The sequence below is a fragment of the Paraburkholderia sp. J41 genome (assembly GCF_905220235.1).
Lineage (GTDB): Bacteria > Pseudomonadota > Gammaproteobacteria > Burkholderiales > Burkholderiaceae > Paraburkholderia.
Map to the genome: position 1 here is coordinate 1 of NZ_CAJMZE010000017.1, position 16,733 is coordinate 16,733.

Annotated in this window: 17 protein-coding genes; 8 read left to right on the plus strand and 9 right to left on the minus strand. The window is 65.8% G+C overall.

Annotated features, from left to right (window positions below; translation table 11 throughout):
- Window positions 1-365: 365 nt before the first annotated feature.
- The 4 genes from U5805_RS18405 to U5805_RS18420 all read left to right on the plus strand — a co-directional run bounded on the left by U5805_RS18405 (window position 366) and on the right by U5805_RS18420 (window position 4,782).
- Complete coding sequence (locus U5805_RS18405) at window positions 366-1,259, plus strand: spermidine synthase (protein WP_322104928.1); 894 nt, start codon at window positions 366-368, stop codon at window positions 1,257-1,259.
- 497 nt (window positions 1,260-1,756) lie between these two features.
- Complete coding sequence (locus tag U5805_RS18410; protein WP_322104929.1) at window positions 1,757-1,993, plus strand: DUF3311 domain-containing protein; 237 nt, start codon at window positions 1,757-1,759, stop codon at window positions 1,991-1,993.
- On the plus strand, window positions 1,990-3,540 hold the full coding sequence (mctP, locus tag U5805_RS18415) for a monocarboxylate uptake permease MctP (protein ID WP_322104930.1): 1,551 nt from the start codon (window positions 1,990-1,992) through the stop codon (window positions 3,538-3,540). Before U5805_RS18410 ends, mctP begins: the two co-directional genes overlap by 4 nt.
- A 108-nt stretch (window positions 3,541-3,648) precedes the next feature.
- Window positions 3,649-4,782, plus strand: coding sequence for an FUSC family protein (locus U5805_RS18420; RefSeq protein WP_322104931.1), 1,134 nt, complete (start codon window positions 3,649-3,651; stop codon window positions 4,780-4,782).
- A 24-nt stretch (window positions 4,783-4,806) separates the two neighbouring features.
- On the opposite strand, the gene U5805_RS18425 is transcribed toward U5805_RS18420, so the two are convergent.
- The 5 genes from U5805_RS18425 to U5805_RS18445 form a co-directional block, all read right to left on the minus strand.
- Entirely contained in the window at window positions 4,807-5,238 is a 432-nt protein-coding gene (locus U5805_RS18425) for a VOC family protein (RefSeq protein WP_322104932.1), read from the minus strand.
- Between the two features lie 332 nt (window positions 5,239-5,570).
- The gene (gene tal, locus U5805_RS18430; RefSeq protein WP_322104933.1) at window positions 5,571-6,530 is read right to left on the minus strand and encodes a transaldolase; all 960 of its coding nucleotides are present in this window, start codon (window positions 6,528-6,530) and stop codon (window positions 5,571-5,573) included.
- A gap of 484 nt (window positions 6,531-7,014) precedes the next feature.
- A complete protein-coding gene (locus tag U5805_RS18435; RefSeq protein ID WP_322104934.1) occupies window positions 7,015-8,256 on the minus strand; it encodes a benzoate/H(+) symporter BenE family transporter in 1,242 nt (413 codons plus the stop codon).
- 88 nt (window positions 8,257-8,344) lie between these two features.
- Complete coding sequence (locus U5805_RS18440; protein ID WP_322104935.1) at window positions 8,345-9,526, minus strand: VWA domain-containing protein; 1,182 nt, start codon at window positions 9,524-9,526, stop codon at window positions 8,345-8,347.
- A gap of 33 nt (window positions 9,527-9,559) precedes the next feature.
- A complete protein-coding gene (locus tag U5805_RS18445; RefSeq protein ID WP_322104936.1) occupies window positions 9,560-10,411 on the minus strand; it encodes a MoxR family ATPase in 852 nt (283 codons plus the stop codon).
- Between U5805_RS18445 and U5805_RS18450 the strand changes: the two genes are divergently transcribed.
- The 3 genes from U5805_RS18450 (at window position 10,410) to U5805_RS18460 (ending at window position 11,668) form a co-directional block, all read left to right on the plus strand.
- The gene (locus U5805_RS18450; RefSeq protein WP_322104937.1) at window positions 10,410-10,622 is read left to right on the plus strand and encodes a hypothetical protein; all 213 of its coding nucleotides are present in this window, start codon (window positions 10,410-10,412) and stop codon (window positions 10,620-10,622) included. The genes U5805_RS18445 and U5805_RS18450 overlap by 2 nt on opposite strands.
- A 255-nt stretch (window positions 10,623-10,877) precedes the next feature.
- Window positions 10,878-11,243, plus strand: a complete 366-nt coding sequence (locus tag U5805_RS18455) for a cytochrome c (protein WP_322104938.1) — start codon at window positions 10,878-10,880, stop codon at window positions 11,241-11,243.
- Window positions 11,244-11,260: 17 nt separating this feature from the next.
- Window positions 11,261-11,668 carry a cytochrome c gene (locus U5805_RS18460; RefSeq protein WP_322104939.1) on the plus strand — a complete coding sequence of 136 codons (408 nt, stop codon included), beginning with the start codon at window positions 11,261-11,263 and terminating at the stop codon, window positions 11,666-11,668.
- Window positions 11,669-11,857: 189 nt separating this feature from the next.
- Here the strand turns inward: U5805_RS18460 and U5805_RS18465 are convergent, their stop codons facing one another.
- The 3 genes from U5805_RS18465 to rsxB form a co-directional block, all read right to left on the minus strand.
- Complete coding sequence (locus U5805_RS18465; RefSeq protein ID WP_322104940.1) at window positions 11,858-12,298, minus strand: DUF1841 family protein; 441 nt, start codon at window positions 12,296-12,298, stop codon at window positions 11,858-11,860.
- Between the two features lie 113 nt (window positions 12,299-12,411).
- Window positions 12,412-13,056: an endonuclease III gene (nth, locus tag U5805_RS18470; protein WP_322104941.1), complete on the minus strand. Its 645-nt coding sequence runs from the start codon at window positions 13,054-13,056 to the stop codon at window positions 12,412-12,414.
- Window positions 13,057-13,081: 25 nt separating this feature from the next.
- Window positions 13,082-14,047, minus strand: a complete 966-nt coding sequence (gene rsxB, locus U5805_RS18475; RefSeq protein ID WP_322104942.1) for an electron transport complex subunit RsxB — start codon at window positions 14,045-14,047, stop codon at window positions 13,082-13,084.
- A 516-nt stretch (window positions 14,048-14,563) separates the two neighbouring features.
- Between rsxB and U5805_RS18480 the strand changes: the two genes are divergently transcribed.
- A complete protein-coding gene (locus U5805_RS18480; protein WP_322104943.1) occupies window positions 14,564-15,196 on the plus strand; it encodes a TetR family transcriptional regulator in 633 nt (210 codons plus the stop codon).
- Window positions 15,197-15,391: 195 nt separating this feature from the next.
- On the opposite strand, the gene U5805_RS18485 is transcribed toward U5805_RS18480, so the two are convergent.
- Window positions 15,392-16,687, minus strand: a complete 1,296-nt coding sequence (locus U5805_RS18485; protein ID WP_322104944.1) for a polyhydroxyalkanoate depolymerase — start codon at window positions 16,685-16,687, stop codon at window positions 15,392-15,394.
- Between the last annotated feature and the right edge of the window lie 46 nt (window positions 16,688-16,733).

A 16,733-nucleotide genomic window follows, 5' to 3' on the forward strand; every position in this document is an offset into this window, starting at 1 on the left:
CACACGAGGCCCGAAAGAAGCGCCCAAACGAATCTGCCAAACGAAGCCCCCAAACGAAGCGCCCAAACGAAGCCGCCCGAACGAAGCCGCCCGAACGAAGCCGCCCGAACGAAGCCGCCCGAACAAAGCCGCCCGAACAAAGCCCGAACAAACGCACGCACACGAGCGCGCAAACAAGGTCGCCCAAACGAAGTCGCGCGCGCAGCCTCCAGGCGAAGTTGCCCAAACGCAGGCGCGCCCGCGCCGATGCTATGCTCTCGGTCGCCCAAACGGCGGGAGCCGGATTCCAGCCCGACGCCCGCCGATTTCAAGCCGGACACCCGCGGCGGCCTTTCGCCGCCGCACCCACAGCAAGCGATTTTTCCATGACGACTCTCATCAAGCGCGCCTCGGCTGAAGCGCGCGCATTCAACAAGACCCGGGCCAATTCGAAAGCGGCCGCGCGCCGCGCCGCCGCCGCGGACGATCTCGACCACGCGCCCGTGATCGAATCGCCGCGCAAGCCGCGCTTCGCGCCGGTCACGTTCTCGGAAGAGAGCGGCGTGCGTTATCTGCATTTCGGCACCGAATGGGTGCAAGGCGCGATGCGTCTCGCGAAGCCCAATCAGATCGAACTCGAATACGCGCAGCAGATGATGGCCTGGCTGCTGTTTCTCGCCACGCCCGCGCGCATCGTGCAGCTCGGCCTCGGCGCGGCGGCGCTCACCAAGTTCGCGCATCGCTATTTGCGTCCTGCGAAGGTCGAGGCGGTCGAGCTGAATCCGGCCGTCGTGGTGGCGGCGCGCACGATGTTCGAACTGCCGCATGACGACGCGCGCCTCGCCGTACACGAACTCGACGCATGGGACTTCGTACACGACCGCGCGAATCACGGCACGATCGGCGCGATGCAGATCGACGTGTACGATGCGACCGCGCGCGGCCCGGTGCTCGACAGCGTGGCGTTCTACCGCGCCGTGCGCGCCTGTCTCGCCGATGCGGGCATCGCCACGATCAACCTGTTCGGCGACCATCCGAGCTTCGTGCGCAACATGAAGCGCCTGAACGAAGCCTTCGACGGCCGCGTGATCGCGCTGCCCGAAGTTCACGAAGGCAACCGCGTGGCGCTGGCGTTCTCGGGTCCGGCGCTCGACGTCGCCTACGAGGCGCTCGAAAAGCGCGCGCGCGTGCTCGAAAGCAAGCTCGGTTTGCCCGCGCACCGCTGGGTCAAGGCGCTGCGCGAGGCGAGCGGCCAGAACGGCGCGAACTTCACGATCTGAGCCTGCGCGCGCGGCGCTCGCCGCTGCGTCAGCTTTCGCCCGAGCCGGCCCGCGAGGCCGGTTTTTTTGCGCCCGCGCCCGGCCTGTGCCGCCAATGCGCTCCCGTGCGCTCCTCCGCGCTCCCGCGCGTTCCTGCTCGTTCCTGCGTGTTCCTCCGCGTTCCTGCTTGTTCCATTGGCCGCCGATGCCGGCTGCATCGCACCCAGTCGCGGCTTTTCGCGCAGCCGCAGGCAAGCGCGTGAAACCGGCACCCCCTATCCGGCACCGATCGCGCCGGTTTCGGACGATTTTCCGACCTGGCGCAAGCCGTTGGCCCTTGACAACGCCGCCCGGATTGGGGTCCGCCCTGCTTGACCGTGCCGCGCCGCGTCGATACTCTTTTCAGCGCTTTCGGGGACCTTGCGGGCTATCCGTCTGCGAGGCCATCGGCCGCATGACGCGGTGCGAACGCAGGCAAAACAAAGCCGCATAACTACACAAGTAAACGAGGAGACGTCATGGCTCACGACGCCGACGCCGGAAAATCGAGCAAGCATTGGCTGTGGCTTTTGCTGCTGCCCTGGATCGCGATGATCTGGGTGCCGTCCTACAACAAGGTCGAGCCCACACTGTGGGACTTCCCTTTCTTCTACTGGTATCAACTGCTTTGGGTGCTGATCAGCGCCGTGATCACCGCGCTCGTCTATCACAAGACGAAAAGCCGCAATAGGGCCGGCGCAGGAGGCGCACGATGAACATCACCGCAACTTTCGTCTTCGTGCTGTTCTTCATCGGTGTGACGATCATCGGCTTTCTGGCCGCGCACTGGCGCAAGGGCGATCTCGCGCATCTCGACGAATGGGGTCTGGGCGGGCGCCGCTTCGGCACGATCGTCACCTGGTTCCTGCTCGGCGGCGACCTCTACACGGCCTATACGTTCGTGGCCGTGCCGGCGCTGGTGTTCGGTGCGGGCGCAACGGGTTTCTTCGCGCTGCCGTACACGATCCTGATCTACCCGTTCGCGTTCGTGGTGTTCCCGAAGCTCTGGGCCATCGCCAAGCGCCACCATTACGTGACTTCCGCCGACTTCGTGAGCGCGCGCTACGGCAGCCGCATGCTGGCGCTCGCCATCGCCGTGACGGGCATCGTGGCGACCATGCCGTACATCGCGCTGCAACTGGTGGGCATCGAAGTGGTGATCGGCGCACTTGGCTTCGACACCACGGGCTTCGTGGGCGACCTGCCGCTCATCATCGCGTTCGCGATTCTGGCCGCATACACGTACACCTCGGGCCTGCGCGCGCCGGCAATGATCGCCGTGGTCAAGGACCTGCTGATCTACATCACCATTGCGGTGGCGATCATCGTGATTCCCGCGCAGATGGGCGGCTTCGGCCACATCTTCAGCGCCGTGCCGCCGGCCAAGCTGCTGCTCAAGGCGCCGGACGCCACGAGCCTGAACGGCTATAGCGCCTACGCGACGCTCGCGGTGGGTTCGGCGCTCGCGCTGTTCCTGTATCCGCATTCGATCACGGCGGTGCTTTCTTCGTCGTCGGGCAACACGATCCGCCGCAACATGGCCATGCTGCCCGCTTACTCGCTCGTGCTCGGCCTGCTCGCGCTGCTCGGCTTCATGGCGCTCGCTTCGGGCGTGAAGGACATGCCGGAATTCGCGCCGTACTTCAAGGCGTTCGGCCCGAACTTCGCGGTGCCGGCGCTGTTCCTGCACTTCTTCCCCTCGTGGTTCGTGGGCGTGGCGTTCGCGGCCATCGGCATCGGCGCGCTGGTGCCGGCGGCGATCATGTCGATCGCGGCGGCCAACCTCTACACGCGCAACATCCACAAGGAGTTCATCAACCGCAACATGAATCACGAGCAGGAAACCAACATCGCCAAGCTGGTTTCGCTGATCGTGAAGGTGGGCGCGGTGGCGTTCATCCTGGGCCTGCCGCTCACCTATGCGATCCAGCTTCAATTGCTCGGCGGGATCTGGATCATCCAGACGCTGCCCGCGATCGTGCTCGGTCTCTACACGCGCATGCTCGACTATCGCGGCCTGCTGATCGGCTGGGCGGCCGGCATTGCCACGGGCACGTGGATGGCGGTGTCGCTCAAGCTCAAGGGCTCGATCTTCGTGCTGCATCTGCTCGGCACCGACGTGCCCGGCTACGCCGCCGTGTGGGCGCTGGTCGTGAACCTCGTGGTGTCGGTCGTGGTGTCGGCGCTCGTGCATGTGTTCGGCATGCAAAAGGGCGAGGACCGCACGCGTCCCGAGGACTATCTCGACGTGGTGGAAGGCTGATCGCGCCGCATAGCTGCATTTCTTGACGACGATGCCCGCAACGAAACGTTGCGGGCATTCGTTTTTTGGGTGCAGGATAGGGCGCAGACGTCCCGTCCCGCGCGCGCCATGACTTCATCCGACCACGAATCCGCCGTTCTTTCCGCTGCCCCGAAACGCCGCCGCTCGCGGCTTGCGCGCATGTGGCGCGCGCTCGCCTCGCCGTATTACCGCTACCGCAACGCCCGGCTCATTCATAGCGTGCGCGTGGGTCTCGCGATGCTCGCCTCGATTCTCGCCACCACGGGCATCGACATTCCGCACGGCATCTGGTCGTCGGTCACGCTGCTCGTCGTGATCGGCGGGCTTCAGCATCACGGCAATATCCGCAAGAAGGCCGCCGAACGCGCGCTCGGCACGCTGCTCGGCGCCGTGATCGGGCTGCTGCTGATCGTCGTGCAGGCGCTCACGGATTCGGCGCCGCTCACTTACGGGCTGATGTCGCTCGTGGCGGCGGTGTGCGGCTATTACGCGATCGGCAAGCCCGGCTACGTGGCGTTGCTCACGGCCATCACGATGTGCATCGTCGCGGGGCACGGCGACAACCTCATCGACACCGGTTTGTGGCGCACGCTCAACGTGATGGTGGGCATCGTCATCGCGCTCGCCTTTTCGTTCGCGCTGCCGCTGCACGCGACGTATTCGTGGCGCTACCGGCTCGCCGACAACCTGCGCGACTGCGCCCGCGTCTACGCGCAAGTGGCGAGCGGCGCGCACCTCGACAACGAAGCGCACGTGGCGATCTTCATGCGGCTGAACACGCGTCTCGTGCAGTTGCGCGCGCTGATGCCTTCGGTGGCGAAAGAGATCGACGTGCCGCAAGCGCGGCTCGAACAGGTGCAACGGCTCCATCGCTCGATTCTGAGCGCGCTCGAAATGCTTTCGACGGGCACCGGCAGCTACGAGGAGGCGCTCGTGCGCGTGGCGTTCGCGCAGCGCGGCGAAACGGTGCGCCGCGCGCTGCTTGCCACGGCGCGCGCGCTGCGCTTTGGCGGCGCGCGCCATCCCGGCGCGGCGGCGCATGCGCTGCGCCCGGCCGCGGCGCTCGCGCCGCCGGAGAAAGGCGCACTCGCGCCGCAGATGCAGGGGCCGTACTGGCTGAGCCTGCGCGTGGAAGAACAGGTCGAGCAACTGCGCGCGCTGCTGCTCGACATCGAGCCGCGCTGGAACATCGAGCGCGCGGCCTCGCACCGCGTGGCGTGAGGCCGCGCACGCGGACGAGCAGGGTTAGGTCGCGGGCATGTCGCCGTGCGGCGCGGAAACCATCCACGGCACGCCGAACTTGTCGGTCAGCATGCCGAAGCCCGGCGACCAGAAGGTTTTCTGGAACGGCATGGTCACTTGCGCGCCTTCCGAAAGCGCGTTGAAAAAGCGTTCGGCGGTGGCGTGATCGGACGCCGTGAGCGAGACGCCGAAGCCTTCGAACTTCTTGATCGGGCTCATGCAGCCGCCGTCGGACACCATGAACTGCGCGTCGCCGACCTCGATCGTCGCATGCATGATCTTGTCGCCGAGTTCGGGAGGCATGGGGCGCCCGGCATCGGGCGGCGCTTCCTTGAAACGCATCTTGAAGAGTGCTTTCGCGCCGATGGCGGCCGCGTAGAAGTCGATCGCCTCTTCGCAGTTGCCGTTGTAGAACAGATAAGGCTGGATTTGCATGGTGGTTCCTTGCGGATTGAGGCCGCCGTCGCGGCGTGCGGACCGGGGCGAAAGCGGGTCAAAAGCGGGTGGAAAAAAGCGGCGGGAGCGCCGCTGCCCTGATTCTAGGTGCGCGAGCGCGCACCACCGAGGCGCATGTGGCCAGGGTTTGCGAGAGCGCAGACTGGAACGGGGGTTGCTGACGCGAAACGCGTCTGGGCGGAGGAGTTTCGCGGGCCGCGAGAACGGCGGCCCGGCGATCGGTCAGACGAATACGTGACGATAAACTAACGCGCGCGCCGGCAGAAATGGCCCAGCGCGCGCGATTCCTGGATCGTCAGATCAGCAAACGCTTACTTCGCGCGCAGCGCCTCGATCATTTTTTCGAGCTTGATGGCGTCGGCGGCAAATGCGCGGATGCCTTCGGCGAGCTTTTCGGTGGCCATCGCGTCTTCGTTCAGGAGGAAGCGGAAGGTCGGCTCGTCCACGTTCACGCGCTCGATCTGCTCGTTCTTGACCGTTTCCGGCGAAAGCTTGCGCTCGACCTTTTCGTTGCTGTCGTGAAGCTTTTGCAGCAGGTCCGGGCTGATGGTGAGCAGGTCGCAGCCGGCCAGTTCGACGATCTGGCTCGTGGTGCGGAAGCTCGCGCCCATCACCTCGGTCTTGTAGCCGAACTTCTTGTAGTACGCGTAGATCTTGCGCACCGACTGCACGCCGGGGTCGTTCGCGCCGCCGTCCTTCGCCTCGTCCCAGTCGGCGCCCTTGGCCTTCTTGTACCAGTCGTAAATACGGCCGACGAACGGCGAGATCAGTTGCGCGCCCGCTTCCGCGCACGCGGCGGCCTGCGCGAGCGAGAACAGCAGCGTCATGTTGCAGTGGATGCCTTCCTTTTGCAGCGCTTCCGCGGCGCGCACGCCTTCCCACGTGGAGGCGAGCTTGATGAGCACGCGCTCGCGGCCGATGCCGGCGTTCTTGTACAGCTCGATGATGTGATGCGCTTTTTCGATCGAGCGCCGGGTGTCGAACGAGAAGCGCGCGTCGACTTCGGTCGAGACGCGGCCGGGAATGATCTTGAGAATTTCGGTGCCGAACGCGATCAGCAGATGGTCGATGATCGATTCGAGCGATTCGCTCGCGTGATCGCGCACGGTTTTTTCGAGCAGCGGGCGATATTCGTCCTTCTGCACGGCCTTGAGGATCAGCGACGGATTGGTCGTGGCGTCTTGCGGCTTGTACTGCACGAATTGCTGAAAGTCGCCCGTGTCGGCGACGACGGTGGTGTACTGCTTGAGCTGGTCGAGTGCGGTAGTCATGTCAGGCCTTGTGGGCGCGTGCGCGCCGGTGTCGGTGAGTGTGGAACGGCCGGCGCGCCCGATTGCGGCTCGGTGCGCCGGGCGAAACGGAACGCGCGCTGCATGCAGCCGGCGGCCTTACGACTCTGGCGTGCCGGCGGCGGCGCCGCGCGGATGAACGCGGCTCATTCCGTCATTTTATGGCGGATCGCCCCGTCTTGCGACGACGTGGGCACGGCGCCCGCGGACGCCTTTCCTGAGGCTGCCGCAGGCCGCGTGCCGGGAATGCGGCGCGGGCGTCCCGAAAGCGGTGCATCGGCATAGCGGGGCAGCGGTGCATCGGCAGATCGGCAGATCAGCGCAGCGGGGCAGCGGGGCAGCGGCACATCGGCAGATCAGCGCAGCGGTGCATCGGCACATCGGCAAATCGGACGCATCCCGCGAGATAAGCGCCTCACGCTACAGGCGCATTGAGCACGTCAGCGCGCCGATTACCTCAATCGCCTCAATCGCGCCGCGCGTTGAGCACGATCTGCGTGACGACGCCCGCCACGAGCCCCCAGAACGCCGCGCCGATCGACAGCAGCGTGAGGCCCGAGGCCGTCACCATGAAGGTGACGAGCGCCGCCTCGCGCTCCTTCGGGTTCTGCATGGCGTTGGTGAGGCCGCTCATGATCGAGCCGAACAGCGCCAGCGCCGCGATGGAGACCACGAGCGCCTTGGGGAACGCCGCGAACAGCGCCGCGATGGTCGCGCCGAAGGTGCCCGCGATCAGGTAGAACACGCCGCACCAGACGGCCGCCATGTAGCGCTTGTTGCGGTCCTCGTGCGCGTGCGGGCCGGTGCAGATCGCGGCGGTGATGGCGGCGAGATTCACGCCGTGCGAGCCGAACGGCGCGAGCACGAGCGAGGCGAGGCCCGTCGTGGCGATGAGCGGCGACGAGGGCGCGACCGTAGGGTCGTAGCCGTCGGCGCGCAGCACCGCAATGCCGGGCACGTTCTGCGAGGCCATCGCCACGACGAAAAGCGGAATGCCGATGCTCACCACGGCCGTGAACGAGAACGCGGGCATCGTGAACACGGGTTTGGCGACGGCCACGCGGAACTGGCTGAAATCGAGCAGCCCGAGCGCGGCGGCGGCCGCGATGCCGATCACGAGCGTCGCCACGATCGCATAGCGCGGCACGAAGCGCTTCACGATCAGATAGCCGAAGAACATGGTGAGCACGAGCGGCGTTTGCACCTGCGCCGCGTGGAAGATCTCGATGCCGATCTCGAACAGGATGCCGGCGAGCAGCGCCGCCGCGATGCCGGCCGGAATGCGCTTCATCAGCGTGTCGAACCAGCCCGTGAGGCCCACGGCCGTGAGCAGCACCGCGCAGACGATATACGCGCCGATCGCTTGCGCATACGGCACATGCGGCAGCGAGGCGATCAGGAGCGCCGCGCCGGGCGTGGACCACGCGACCACGATCGGCGCGCGAAACCACATGGAAAGCCCGATGGTGGTCACCGCCATGCCGATGGAAAGCGACCAGATCCACGAGGAAATCTGCGCGTCGGTGAGGTGCGCGGCCTGGCCCGCCTGAAACATCAGCACGAGCGAACTCGTGTAGCCGGTCATCATCGCGACGAAGCCCGCCACGATCGTCGCGACCGAGGTGTCGGCGAAAGGCCGCAGCGGCCTTCGTCGCGGGTGCGCGGGCGCCGTGCTCGCGGGCAGGTCGGGGGCGGAAGGCGCGGTCATGCTGGAAATCTCCTCGAGCGTGCGGATGACGACAAAACGGCGGCGCGTGAAAAACGCGCCGCCGTGAAAAATGGCAAGGCGCCGGCGGCTATTTGCTTAGCGCGCGCATCGCCGTTTCGAGCCCGGCGACGGTGAGCGGATACATGCGGTGCCCGAGTAGGTCGCGAATGATCGACACCGACTGCCGATATTCCCACAGCCGCTCGGGTTCGGGATTGAGCCACGCGAAATGCGGGAACTGGTCGGCGAGGCGCCGCAGCCAGACCGCGCCCGGCTCCGCGTTGTTGTACTCGACGGAGCCGCCCGCCTGCAAGACTTCGTACGGGCTCATGGTCGCGTCGCCGACGAAGACGAGCTTGTAGTCGGGCGTGAACTTGTGCAGCAGGTCCCACGTGGGCGTGCGCTCGGCGTGGCGGCGGCGATTGTTCTTCCACAGGTAGTCGTACACGCAGTTGTGGAAGTAGTAGAACTCCAGATGCTTGAACTCGGCCTTGGCGGCGGAAAACAGTTCTTCGGTGCGCTTGATGTGATCGTCCATCGAGCCGCCCACGTCGAGCAGCATCAGCACTTTCACGTTGTTGTGGCGCTCCGGCACCATCTTCAGATCGAGCCAGCCCGCGTTGGCGGCCGTGCTGCGGATCGTGTCGTTCAGATCGAGTTCCTCGGCCGCGCCTTCGCGCGCGAAGCGGCGCAGGCGGCGCAGCGCCACCTTGATGTTGCGCGTGCCGATCTCGACCTGATCGTCGTAGTCGCGATACGCGCGCGCGTCCCACACCTTCACGGCGCTGCGCTGGCCGCCGCGCTCGTCGGCCTCGCCGATGCGAATGCCTTCCGGGTTGTAGCCGCCGTTGCCGAACGGCGAGGTGCCGCCCGTGCCGATCCACTTGCTGCCGCCTTCGTGGCGCCCTTTCTGCTCGTCGAACAGCGCTTTCAGGCGCTCCATGAGCTTGTCGATGCCGCCCATCGCTTCGATCTGCGCGCGCTGCTCGGGCGTGAAGTCGCGTTCGAGACGCTTCTTGAGCCAGTCGCCGGGAATCTCGAAGGCGAGGTCCGACTTCTTTTCGATGCCGCGAAAGTACGCGCCGAACGCCTGATCGAAGCGATCGAAATATTGCTCGTCCTTCACGAGCGTCATGCGCGCGAGCCAGTAGAAGTCGTCGAGCGACGGCGCGATCACGCGCTCCTTGAGCGCTTCGACGAGCATGAGGTACTCCTTCACGGAGACCGGCAGCTTCGCGTCGCGCAGCGTGTAGAAGAAGTCGATCAGCATGCGGAAGTCTCCCCGGGCCGTGCGGGCGCGCGCTCAGCGGTTGTGGCGGTTCATGTAGATGAGCCGCTCGAACAGCGTCATGTCCTGCTCGTTCTTGAGCAGCGCGCCCGCGAGCGGCGGCACGGTTTTCGAGCCGTCGGCGGCGCGCAAGGCTTCGGGCGGAATGTCCTCGGCGAGCAGCAGTTTCAGCCAGTCGAGCAGTTCGGAGGTGGACGGTTTCTTTTTCAGGCCCGCCACGTTGCGCAGTTCGAAGAAGCTTTCGAGCGCGGCGGTGAGCAACTGCTGGCGGATGCCCGGATAGTGAACTTCGACGATGCGCTGCATCGTGGCCGGATCGGGAAAGCTGATGTAGTGGAAGAAGCAGCGGCGCAGGAACGCGTCGGGCAGCTCCTTCTCGTTGTTCGAGGTGATGATGACGAGCGGGCGCTGCTTCGCCTTGACGAGCTGGCGCGTCTCGTACACGTAGAACTCCATGCGGTCGAGTTCGCGCAGCAGGTCGTTCGGGAACTCGATGTCGGCCTTGTCGATTTCGTCGATCAGCAGCACGCATTGCTGCTCCGACTCGAACGCCTGCCACAGCACGCCTTTGACGATGTAGTTGCCGATGTCCTTCACGCGTTCGTCGCCGAGCTGCGAGTCGCGCAGGCGCGAAACGGCGTCGTATTCGTAGAGACCTTGCTGCGCCTTCGTGGTGGACTTGATGTGCCACTGCATGAGCGGCATGCCGAGCGCGGCCGCCACTTCCTCGGCGAGCAGGGTCTTGCCGGTGCCGGGTTCCCCCTTGATGAGCAACGGACGCTGCAACGTGACCGCGGCATTGACCGCGAGCTTGAGGTCGTCGGTGGCGACGTACTGCGAGGAGCCTTCGAAACGCGTGGACGGCATGGTGAATCCGCTCGCTTGGAAAAAATCCCAGTATAAGTCAGATGAGGTGGTGCGTCGGGAGGGGCTCGCGTATCGTGACCCGGCGCTTGAAACCACGCCGGAATGCGTTTTGGCGAAGGCGCGCGGGCCGCCGCAGGTCACGACGCGCCGCGCGTTTTCGCGGCTGCGCGAGTCGCGCTTCGCGCAAGCGCGGCGTGCCCGCCAGGGATGACCCTCACACGCGCGCCGCCAGCGCCCGCCACGCGGGACGCGGCGCGCGGCGAGACCCCCCGCGGCACTCCGGAAAAACCCGCCGAAGCCCGCCAGCCGTGGGACGGCCGATGGACGGGCGGCGCGGCGTCGCGGTATACTCGGACCGATTTTTTTCGGCCTGCACGGCGACCCAAAAGTAAAACGGCAGTAATGCGGCGCAGGCCGTGGCCTGCGGTTTCGGGCGTTCGAATCCCCTCAAGCCAGGTTGGATGCTATGAAAAAAATTGTCGGCAGGCACGTCGTCATCGGAGCGGTATCGGTGCTGGCGGGCTTCGCGGTCTCGGCTCACGCGGACGTCGTGGGCAATGCGAAAGCGGGTCAGGGCAAAGTGGCGATGTGCATCGGCTGTCATGGTATTCCCGACTACCGCACCGCTTACCCCGAGGTCTATCACGTGCCCATCCTGGGCGGCCAGAACGCCCAGTACATCGCGAATGCGCTGCACGGCTACAAAAAAGGCGACCGGCACTTCGAGACGATGCACGCCGTCGCCACCTCGCTTTCCGATCAGGACATCGCCGACATCGCGGCCTATTACTCGTCGCAGACGGCCGCGTCGAAGAACAATCCCGAGAAGTAACCGGCTGAGGAGACCGTATGAACAAGCCCTTTAAGGCCGTGCCTTCGTTTGCCGGCGGGTTGTCGCGCGCGGCGCTGAAGGTTGCGGGCGCAACGCTTGCACTGGCCGCCGCGTGCGCTCCGCTGAGCGTGCGCGCCGCCGACGTCTCGAACGGCAAGGCGCTCGCCGACAGTCACAATTGCGCGGCCTGCCATGGCGCGAATCTCAACAAGCCCGTGAGCCCCGAATATCCGAAGCTCGCGGGCCAGCACGCCGATTACATCTACTGGGCGCTGCGCCAGTACCAGATGGGCAACGGGAACCCGCATCTCGGGCGCAGCAATCCGATCATGCAGGCGCAGGTGCAGAGCCTTTCGCAAAGCGACATGAAGGATCTGGCCGCCTATATCGAGTCGCTCAAGGGCGATCTGGTGGAGAAAAAATAAGCGGTGCGCGCATGTTGCGTGTTGCGTGATGCGTGATGCGTGATGCGTGATGCGTGATGCGTGATGCGTGATGCGTGATGCGTGATGCGTGATGCGTGATGTGATGCGCGTCGCATCGTCGAATGACGACACCCCGCGCGCGGGGTGTTTTTTTGCGCCTTGCCCGCCCGATGGAAGCGAAAGGCGGGCTCAGCCCCGGTCGCGCGTGGCGCGGCGTTCGATGCGGGCGAGATAGGCGTCGGTGTCCGGCGGCGTATTGGTGCGCTGCGCTTCCCAGATCGTCTCGCCAAGACATTCCATGATCGCGTGCTGGGCGTCGTGCGTGGAGCCCATGCGCGCGGCGAGCCGCTCGTGCGCGGCGCGAATGCCGGGCGGCTGGTCGATCGACAATTGCTCGCTGATCGCCAGATGCATCGACAAATGCAGGAACGGATTGCTCTGGCCGCGCTCGGGCGAATAATCCTGCGCGGCGGCGGCGCTGGCGTCCGCGAGTTCGGCGTGATACTCGGGATGCTCGACGATCCAGTCGGCGGCCATGGCCTCGAGCGGCGTGAGAATTTCGCCCGCGCGCTGTTTGCGCCAGGTCTCGGTGAAAAAGCGGCGGACTTCGTCGCGGCTGGGATTGAACATCGTGTTTCGGTCGGCGTTGAGGCGCGCGAGCATGGCGCGAAATGCGCATGCCGCGTGCGCGTGCTGCGGGATTCGATAATTTTACGCCGCGCGGGCGAAGCGCGTTCGGGCGCTCAAAGTTCGGGCGCGGGCGTTTTCGGCCGGAATTCGCAGAGCGGCTCGATCACGCAGTGCCAGCACTCCGGCCGGCGCGCCTTGCAAACGTAGCGCCCGTGCAGGATCAGCCAGTGATGCGCGTCTTGCAGGAACTCCTTCGGCGTGAATTTTTCGAGCGCGATTTCCACCGCGCGCACGTCCTTGCCGGGCGCGAGGCCCGTGCGGTTCGCCACGCGAAAGATATGCGTGTCCACGGCGATGGTGGGATGGCCGAACGCCGTATTGAGCACGACGTTCGCCGTTTTGCGCCCGACGCCGGGCAGCGCTTCGAGCGCCTCGCGCGTTTGCGGCACCTCGCCGCCGTGCTGGTCGATCAGGATGCGGCAGGTCGCGATCACGTTCTTCGCTTTCGTGCGGTACAGGCCGATGGTCTTGATGTAATCGGCCACGCCTTCCTCGCCGAGCGCGAGCACCGCCTGAGGCGTGTTCGCGACAGGAAACATCCTGCGCATCGCTTTGTTCACCGAAACATCGGTCGCTTGCGCGGAAAGCATCACGGCGATCAGCAGTTCGAACGGCGTCGTGAACTCCAGTTCGGTGGTCGGATGCGGATTGATGCTTTGCAGCGTTTCGTAGATGGCGCGGCGCTTGGTGGCGTTCATGCTGGTCGTGCGTGCGGGGCGTGGATCACGCGGATTTGTCGGGGTCGCCGGGTTGCGCCCTGGCGGGTTTCCCGGGTTCGCCGCTCGATGCATCCGGAACATCCGGAGAATCTGGAGCATCCGGGCTCACGCCAAGCCGCTTGCGGCGCGCTTCGGCGGCGTCGATCTGCGCCTGGACCTCGGCGCTCACGTTCTGCGTGTTGCGCGGCCCGGCGCCCTGTTCGGCGAGTTCGGCTTTCTTGCGGCGCGCGCGTTCGAGCGCGGCCTGAATGATCGCTTTCTTCTTTGCCTCGGCGTCGTCCGCGAGCGTGCCGGCGGGTTGCGCGCCGGCCGGCGCGGTGTTCGCCGGGGATGCCGCCGTTGCCGTGGCGGCTGTCGTGCCCGCTGTCGTGCCGACTGCCGCGCCGGCTGCCGTGTGAGGCGCGGCGGGCGTGCCGGTCGCGGCGGCGCGGCGCGCGGCGGCGCGCGCTTCGGCCGCATGGCGTTCGGCGGCTTGACGCGCGAGACGGCGGTCGTGGCGCACGCGCGCCGCGTCGGCTTGCGCCTGCGTCCAGGCGTCCCAGCCGGTGGCGTCGCCGGTCACGGGAATCATCGCGATGCAGTCGACGGGGCAGGGCGCGACGCACAGGTCGCAGCCGGTACACAACTCCGCGACGATGGTGTGCATCTGCTTGGGCGCGCCGACGATGGCATCGACGGGACACGCCTGCATGCACAGCGTGCAACCGATGCACAACGGTTCGTCGATGAATGCGACCGGGCGCGGGCGCTCCACGCCGTTGTCGGGATTGATCGGAATGACGGGCTTGCCGAGCAGATGCGCGAGGCGCGCGACGCCTTGCACGCCGCCCGGCGGGCACTGGTTGTAGTTCGCGGTGCCGGCCGCGACCGCTTCGGCGTAGGGCCGGCAGCCGTCATAGCCGCACTTCGTGCATTGCGTCTGGGGAAGCAGATCTTCGATGCGGTCTGCGAGTGTCTTGGGATCGTTCACTGTGGCGACTTCTGGGCGGGCCGCGCGGGCCGAAGGTCCGGCGCGGCCTCATGGGCCGGTGCGCTTTCAATCCATCCGGCGCGTTCCGGCAAGGCGCGCACGCGCGGCGCCAAAGCTTTCATTATCGCCGATTTCCCGCATTGCCATCGGCGGACCATGTGCCATAATCAAAGCGCTTAATGTGAAGCGAGCCGTGACGCGAACCCCGAAGCCACGGCGAAGTCACGAAGCATTATCAAGTCGTACGAAGCGCTTTGGTCCCGAACGGCATGCGACGTCAGGCAGGCAGCACGGCGATGCGCGGGAGTCATACCCGAGGGCGAACGTCGCCGGCATAGACCGGCGTCGCACAATAACGAACGCAAGACCGTAGGTCGGAGGGTGTCTGTCCATTAACCTGGCGCGCCCCGCACCACGTTGCCGCTTTCGCGGGCTAGGAGAGGCCCGCGTGAGGCTTGGCCAGCAATGGCCCGGCAACGTGAACCGGACAACGCGGCTTACCGAGATCCTGCCACCATGAATCAACCAAAAATCAAAAGAGATCCTGAAGGCACGCGCCGCCGCATCCTGCTTGCGGCGGCCGAAGAATTCGCCAATGGCGGCCTGTTCGGCGCTCGCGTCGACCAGATCGCGCGTCGTGCGGAAACCAACGAGCGCATGCTCTATTACTACTTCGGCAGCAAGGAGCAATTGTTTACCGCGGTGCTCGAGCATGCCTTCGGCGCGCTCAACGAGGCCGAACGCGCGCTCGATCTGGGCGGATTGGCGCCGGTCGAGGCCATCACGCGGCTCGCGCATTTCGTCTGGGATTACTACCGCGATCATCCCGAACTGCTGCGTCTCGTGAACAACGAGAACCTGCATGAAGCACGCTATATGCAGAAGTCCTCACGAATTCGCGAGATGATCTCGCCGATTGTGGCCACGCTCGGCTCGATTCTCACGCGCGGCGAATCGGCGGGATTGTTTCGTCCGGGCATCGACCCGCTGCGGCTTTACGTTACGCTGTCCGGCATGGGTTATTACATCGTTTCGAATCGCTATACGCTTAGCGCCACGCTCGGCCGCGACTTCAGCACGACCGCCGAGCGCGCCGAAATCATCCAGCTCAATACCGAAATGCTGCTGGCGTATCTGATGCGCAAATAGCGATGCGCAACTAGCCGCGCCAATTCGCTTCCTTTCGTTCCGCGCAAACGACGACGCGCGCCGTCCGGTTTCCCGGTACGGCGCGCGTCGACATGCGCTGCGCGAGGTTGGGCGCAAAGCTGAACGCGAGGGTGAACGCGAAGGCGGGCGCGATTGCCGACGCGATGTGGCTCGAGCGGCTTCAGCGCCGCCGCGTCACGCGATCACGCTCGTTGCCGTTTGTCCGCGCGAAGCCGGCTTGCCCGCGGCCAGTTCGTGCTGGCGGATGAATTCGCGCAACTGCGGGTAGATGATGGTGCGCCACCGGCGGCCCGAGAAAATGCCGTAGTGGCCGCATTTTTCGGCGGTCAGATGATGCTTGTTTTGCTCGGGAATGCCCGTGCACAGATCGTGCGCGGCGCGTGTCTGGCCGGCGCCCGAGATGTCGTCGAGTTCGCCTTCGACCGTGAGCAGCGCCGTGTCGCGAATGTCCTGCGGACGCACGCGCTCGCCCGCCACGTCCCAGGTGCCTTCGGCGAGGCTGAAGTCCTGGAACACCGTGCGGATGGTTTCGAGGTAATACTCGGCGGCCATGTCGAGCACGGCGTTGTATTCGTCGTAAAACTGGCGATGGGCTTCGGCGTCTTCTTCGTCGCCGCGCAGCAGGCTCTTGTAGAAGTCCCAGTGCGCCGTGGTGTGGCGGCCCGGATTCATGGCCACGAAGCCCGCGTGCTGGAGGAAGCCCGGATACACCTCGCGGCCTTCGCCCGGATAGTTGGCCGGCACCGGATGGATCACGTTGTTCGCGAACCATTCGAGCGAGTGCTCGGTGGCGAGCGAGTTGACGGCCGTGGGGCTGCGGCGCGCGTCGATCGGGCCGCCCATCATCGTCATCGTGAGCGGCGTGTCCTCGCCGCGGCTCGCCATCAACGAAATGGCGGCGAGCACGGGCACGGTGGGCTGGCAGACCGAGATCACATGCAGATGCTTCGCGCCGATATGGCGGATGAAGTCCTGGATGTACGCGACGTAGTCGTCGAGATGGAACGGGCCGGCTTCGAGCGGCACCATGCGCGCGTCGATCCAGTCGGTGATGTAGACCTTGTGGTCTTGCAGCAGCGTGCGCACGGTGTCGCGCAGCAGCGTGGAATGGTGGCCCGACAGCGGCGCGCACACGAGCACGGCGGGCTCGTCCTTGAGCGCGGAGACGGCGCCGGGATCGTCCGCGTAGCGCTTGAAGCGCAGCAGGCGGCAGAACGGCTTTTCGACGATGGTCTGCTCGACGATCGGAATGTTGAAGCCGTCCTTGGTGATCTGGCGGATGTTGAATTCGGGCTTTTCGTAATCCTTGCCGAGCCGGTAGAGCAGCTCGTAGCCCGCCGCGAGACGCGGCGCGCCGGGCACGAGCGAAAGCGGGCTCGACGGATTCGTAAACGATTTCGAGGCGGCTTGGGCCCAGGCGGTCAGCGGGCTCAGCAACGCGCGCTGGAATTCACGGATTTGGTAGAGCATGGGCGCTCCGTCTACATGGGGCGGCTCGCGCCGGGCCGCGCTCGTG

Excerpts from the sequence above, each read along its gene's own strand:
- U5805_RS18485 (WP_322104944.1), bottom strand. The coding sequence starts at position 16,687 with ATGCTCTACCAAATCCGTGAATTCCAGCGCGCGTTGCTGAGCCCGCTG.
- U5805_RS18420 (WP_322104931.1), top strand. The coding sequence starts at position 3,649 with ATGACTTCATCCGACCACGAATCCGCCGTTCTTTCCGCTGCCCCGAAA.
- U5805_RS18480 (WP_322104943.1), top strand. The coding sequence starts at position 14,564 with ATGAATCAACCAAAAATCAAAAGAGATCCTGAAGGCACGCGCCGCCGC.
- tal (WP_322104933.1), bottom strand. The coding sequence starts at position 6,530 with ATGACTACCGCACTCGACCAGCTCAAGCAGTACACCACCGTCGTCGCC.
- U5805_RS18405 (WP_322104928.1), top strand. The coding sequence starts at position 366 with ATGACGACTCTCATCAAGCGCGCCTCGGCTGAAGCGCGCGCATTCAAC.
- U5805_RS18440 (WP_322104935.1), bottom strand. The coding sequence starts at position 9,526 with ATGCTGATCGACTTCTTCTACACGCTGCGCGACGCGAAGCTGCCGGTC.
- mctP (WP_322104930.1), top strand. The coding sequence starts at position 1,990 with ATGAACATCACCGCAACTTTCGTCTTCGTGCTGTTCTTCATCGGTGTG.
- U5805_RS18435 (WP_322104934.1), bottom strand. The coding sequence starts at position 8,256 with ATGACCGCGCCTTCCGCCCCCGACCTGCCCGCGAGCACGGCGCCCGCG.
- U5805_RS18425 (WP_322104932.1), bottom strand. The coding sequence starts at position 5,238 with ATGCAAATCCAGCCTTATCTGTTCTACAACGGCAACTGCGAAGAGGCG.
- nth (WP_322104941.1), bottom strand. The coding sequence starts at position 13,056 with ATGAACGCCACCAAGCGCCGCGCCATCTACGAAACGCTGCAAAGCATC.
- U5805_RS18450 (WP_322104937.1), top strand. The coding sequence starts at position 10,410 with ATGGTGAATCCGCTCGCTTGGAAAAAATCCCAGTATAAGTCAGATGAG.
- U5805_RS18465 (WP_322104940.1), bottom strand. The coding sequence starts at position 12,298 with ATGTTCAATCCCAGCCGCGACGAAGTCCGCCGCTTTTTCACCGAGACC.
- U5805_RS18455 (WP_322104938.1), top strand. The coding sequence starts at position 10,878 with ATGAAAAAAATTGTCGGCAGGCACGTCGTCATCGGAGCGGTATCGGTG.
- U5805_RS18460 (WP_322104939.1), top strand. The coding sequence starts at position 11,261 with ATGAACAAGCCCTTTAAGGCCGTGCCTTCGTTTGCCGGCGGGTTGTCG.
- U5805_RS18445 (WP_322104936.1), bottom strand. The coding sequence starts at position 10,411 with ATGCCGTCCACGCGTTTCGAAGGCTCCTCGCAGTACGTCGCCACCGAC.
- U5805_RS18410 (WP_322104929.1), top strand. The coding sequence starts at position 1,757 with ATGGCTCACGACGCCGACGCCGGAAAATCGAGCAAGCATTGGCTGTGG.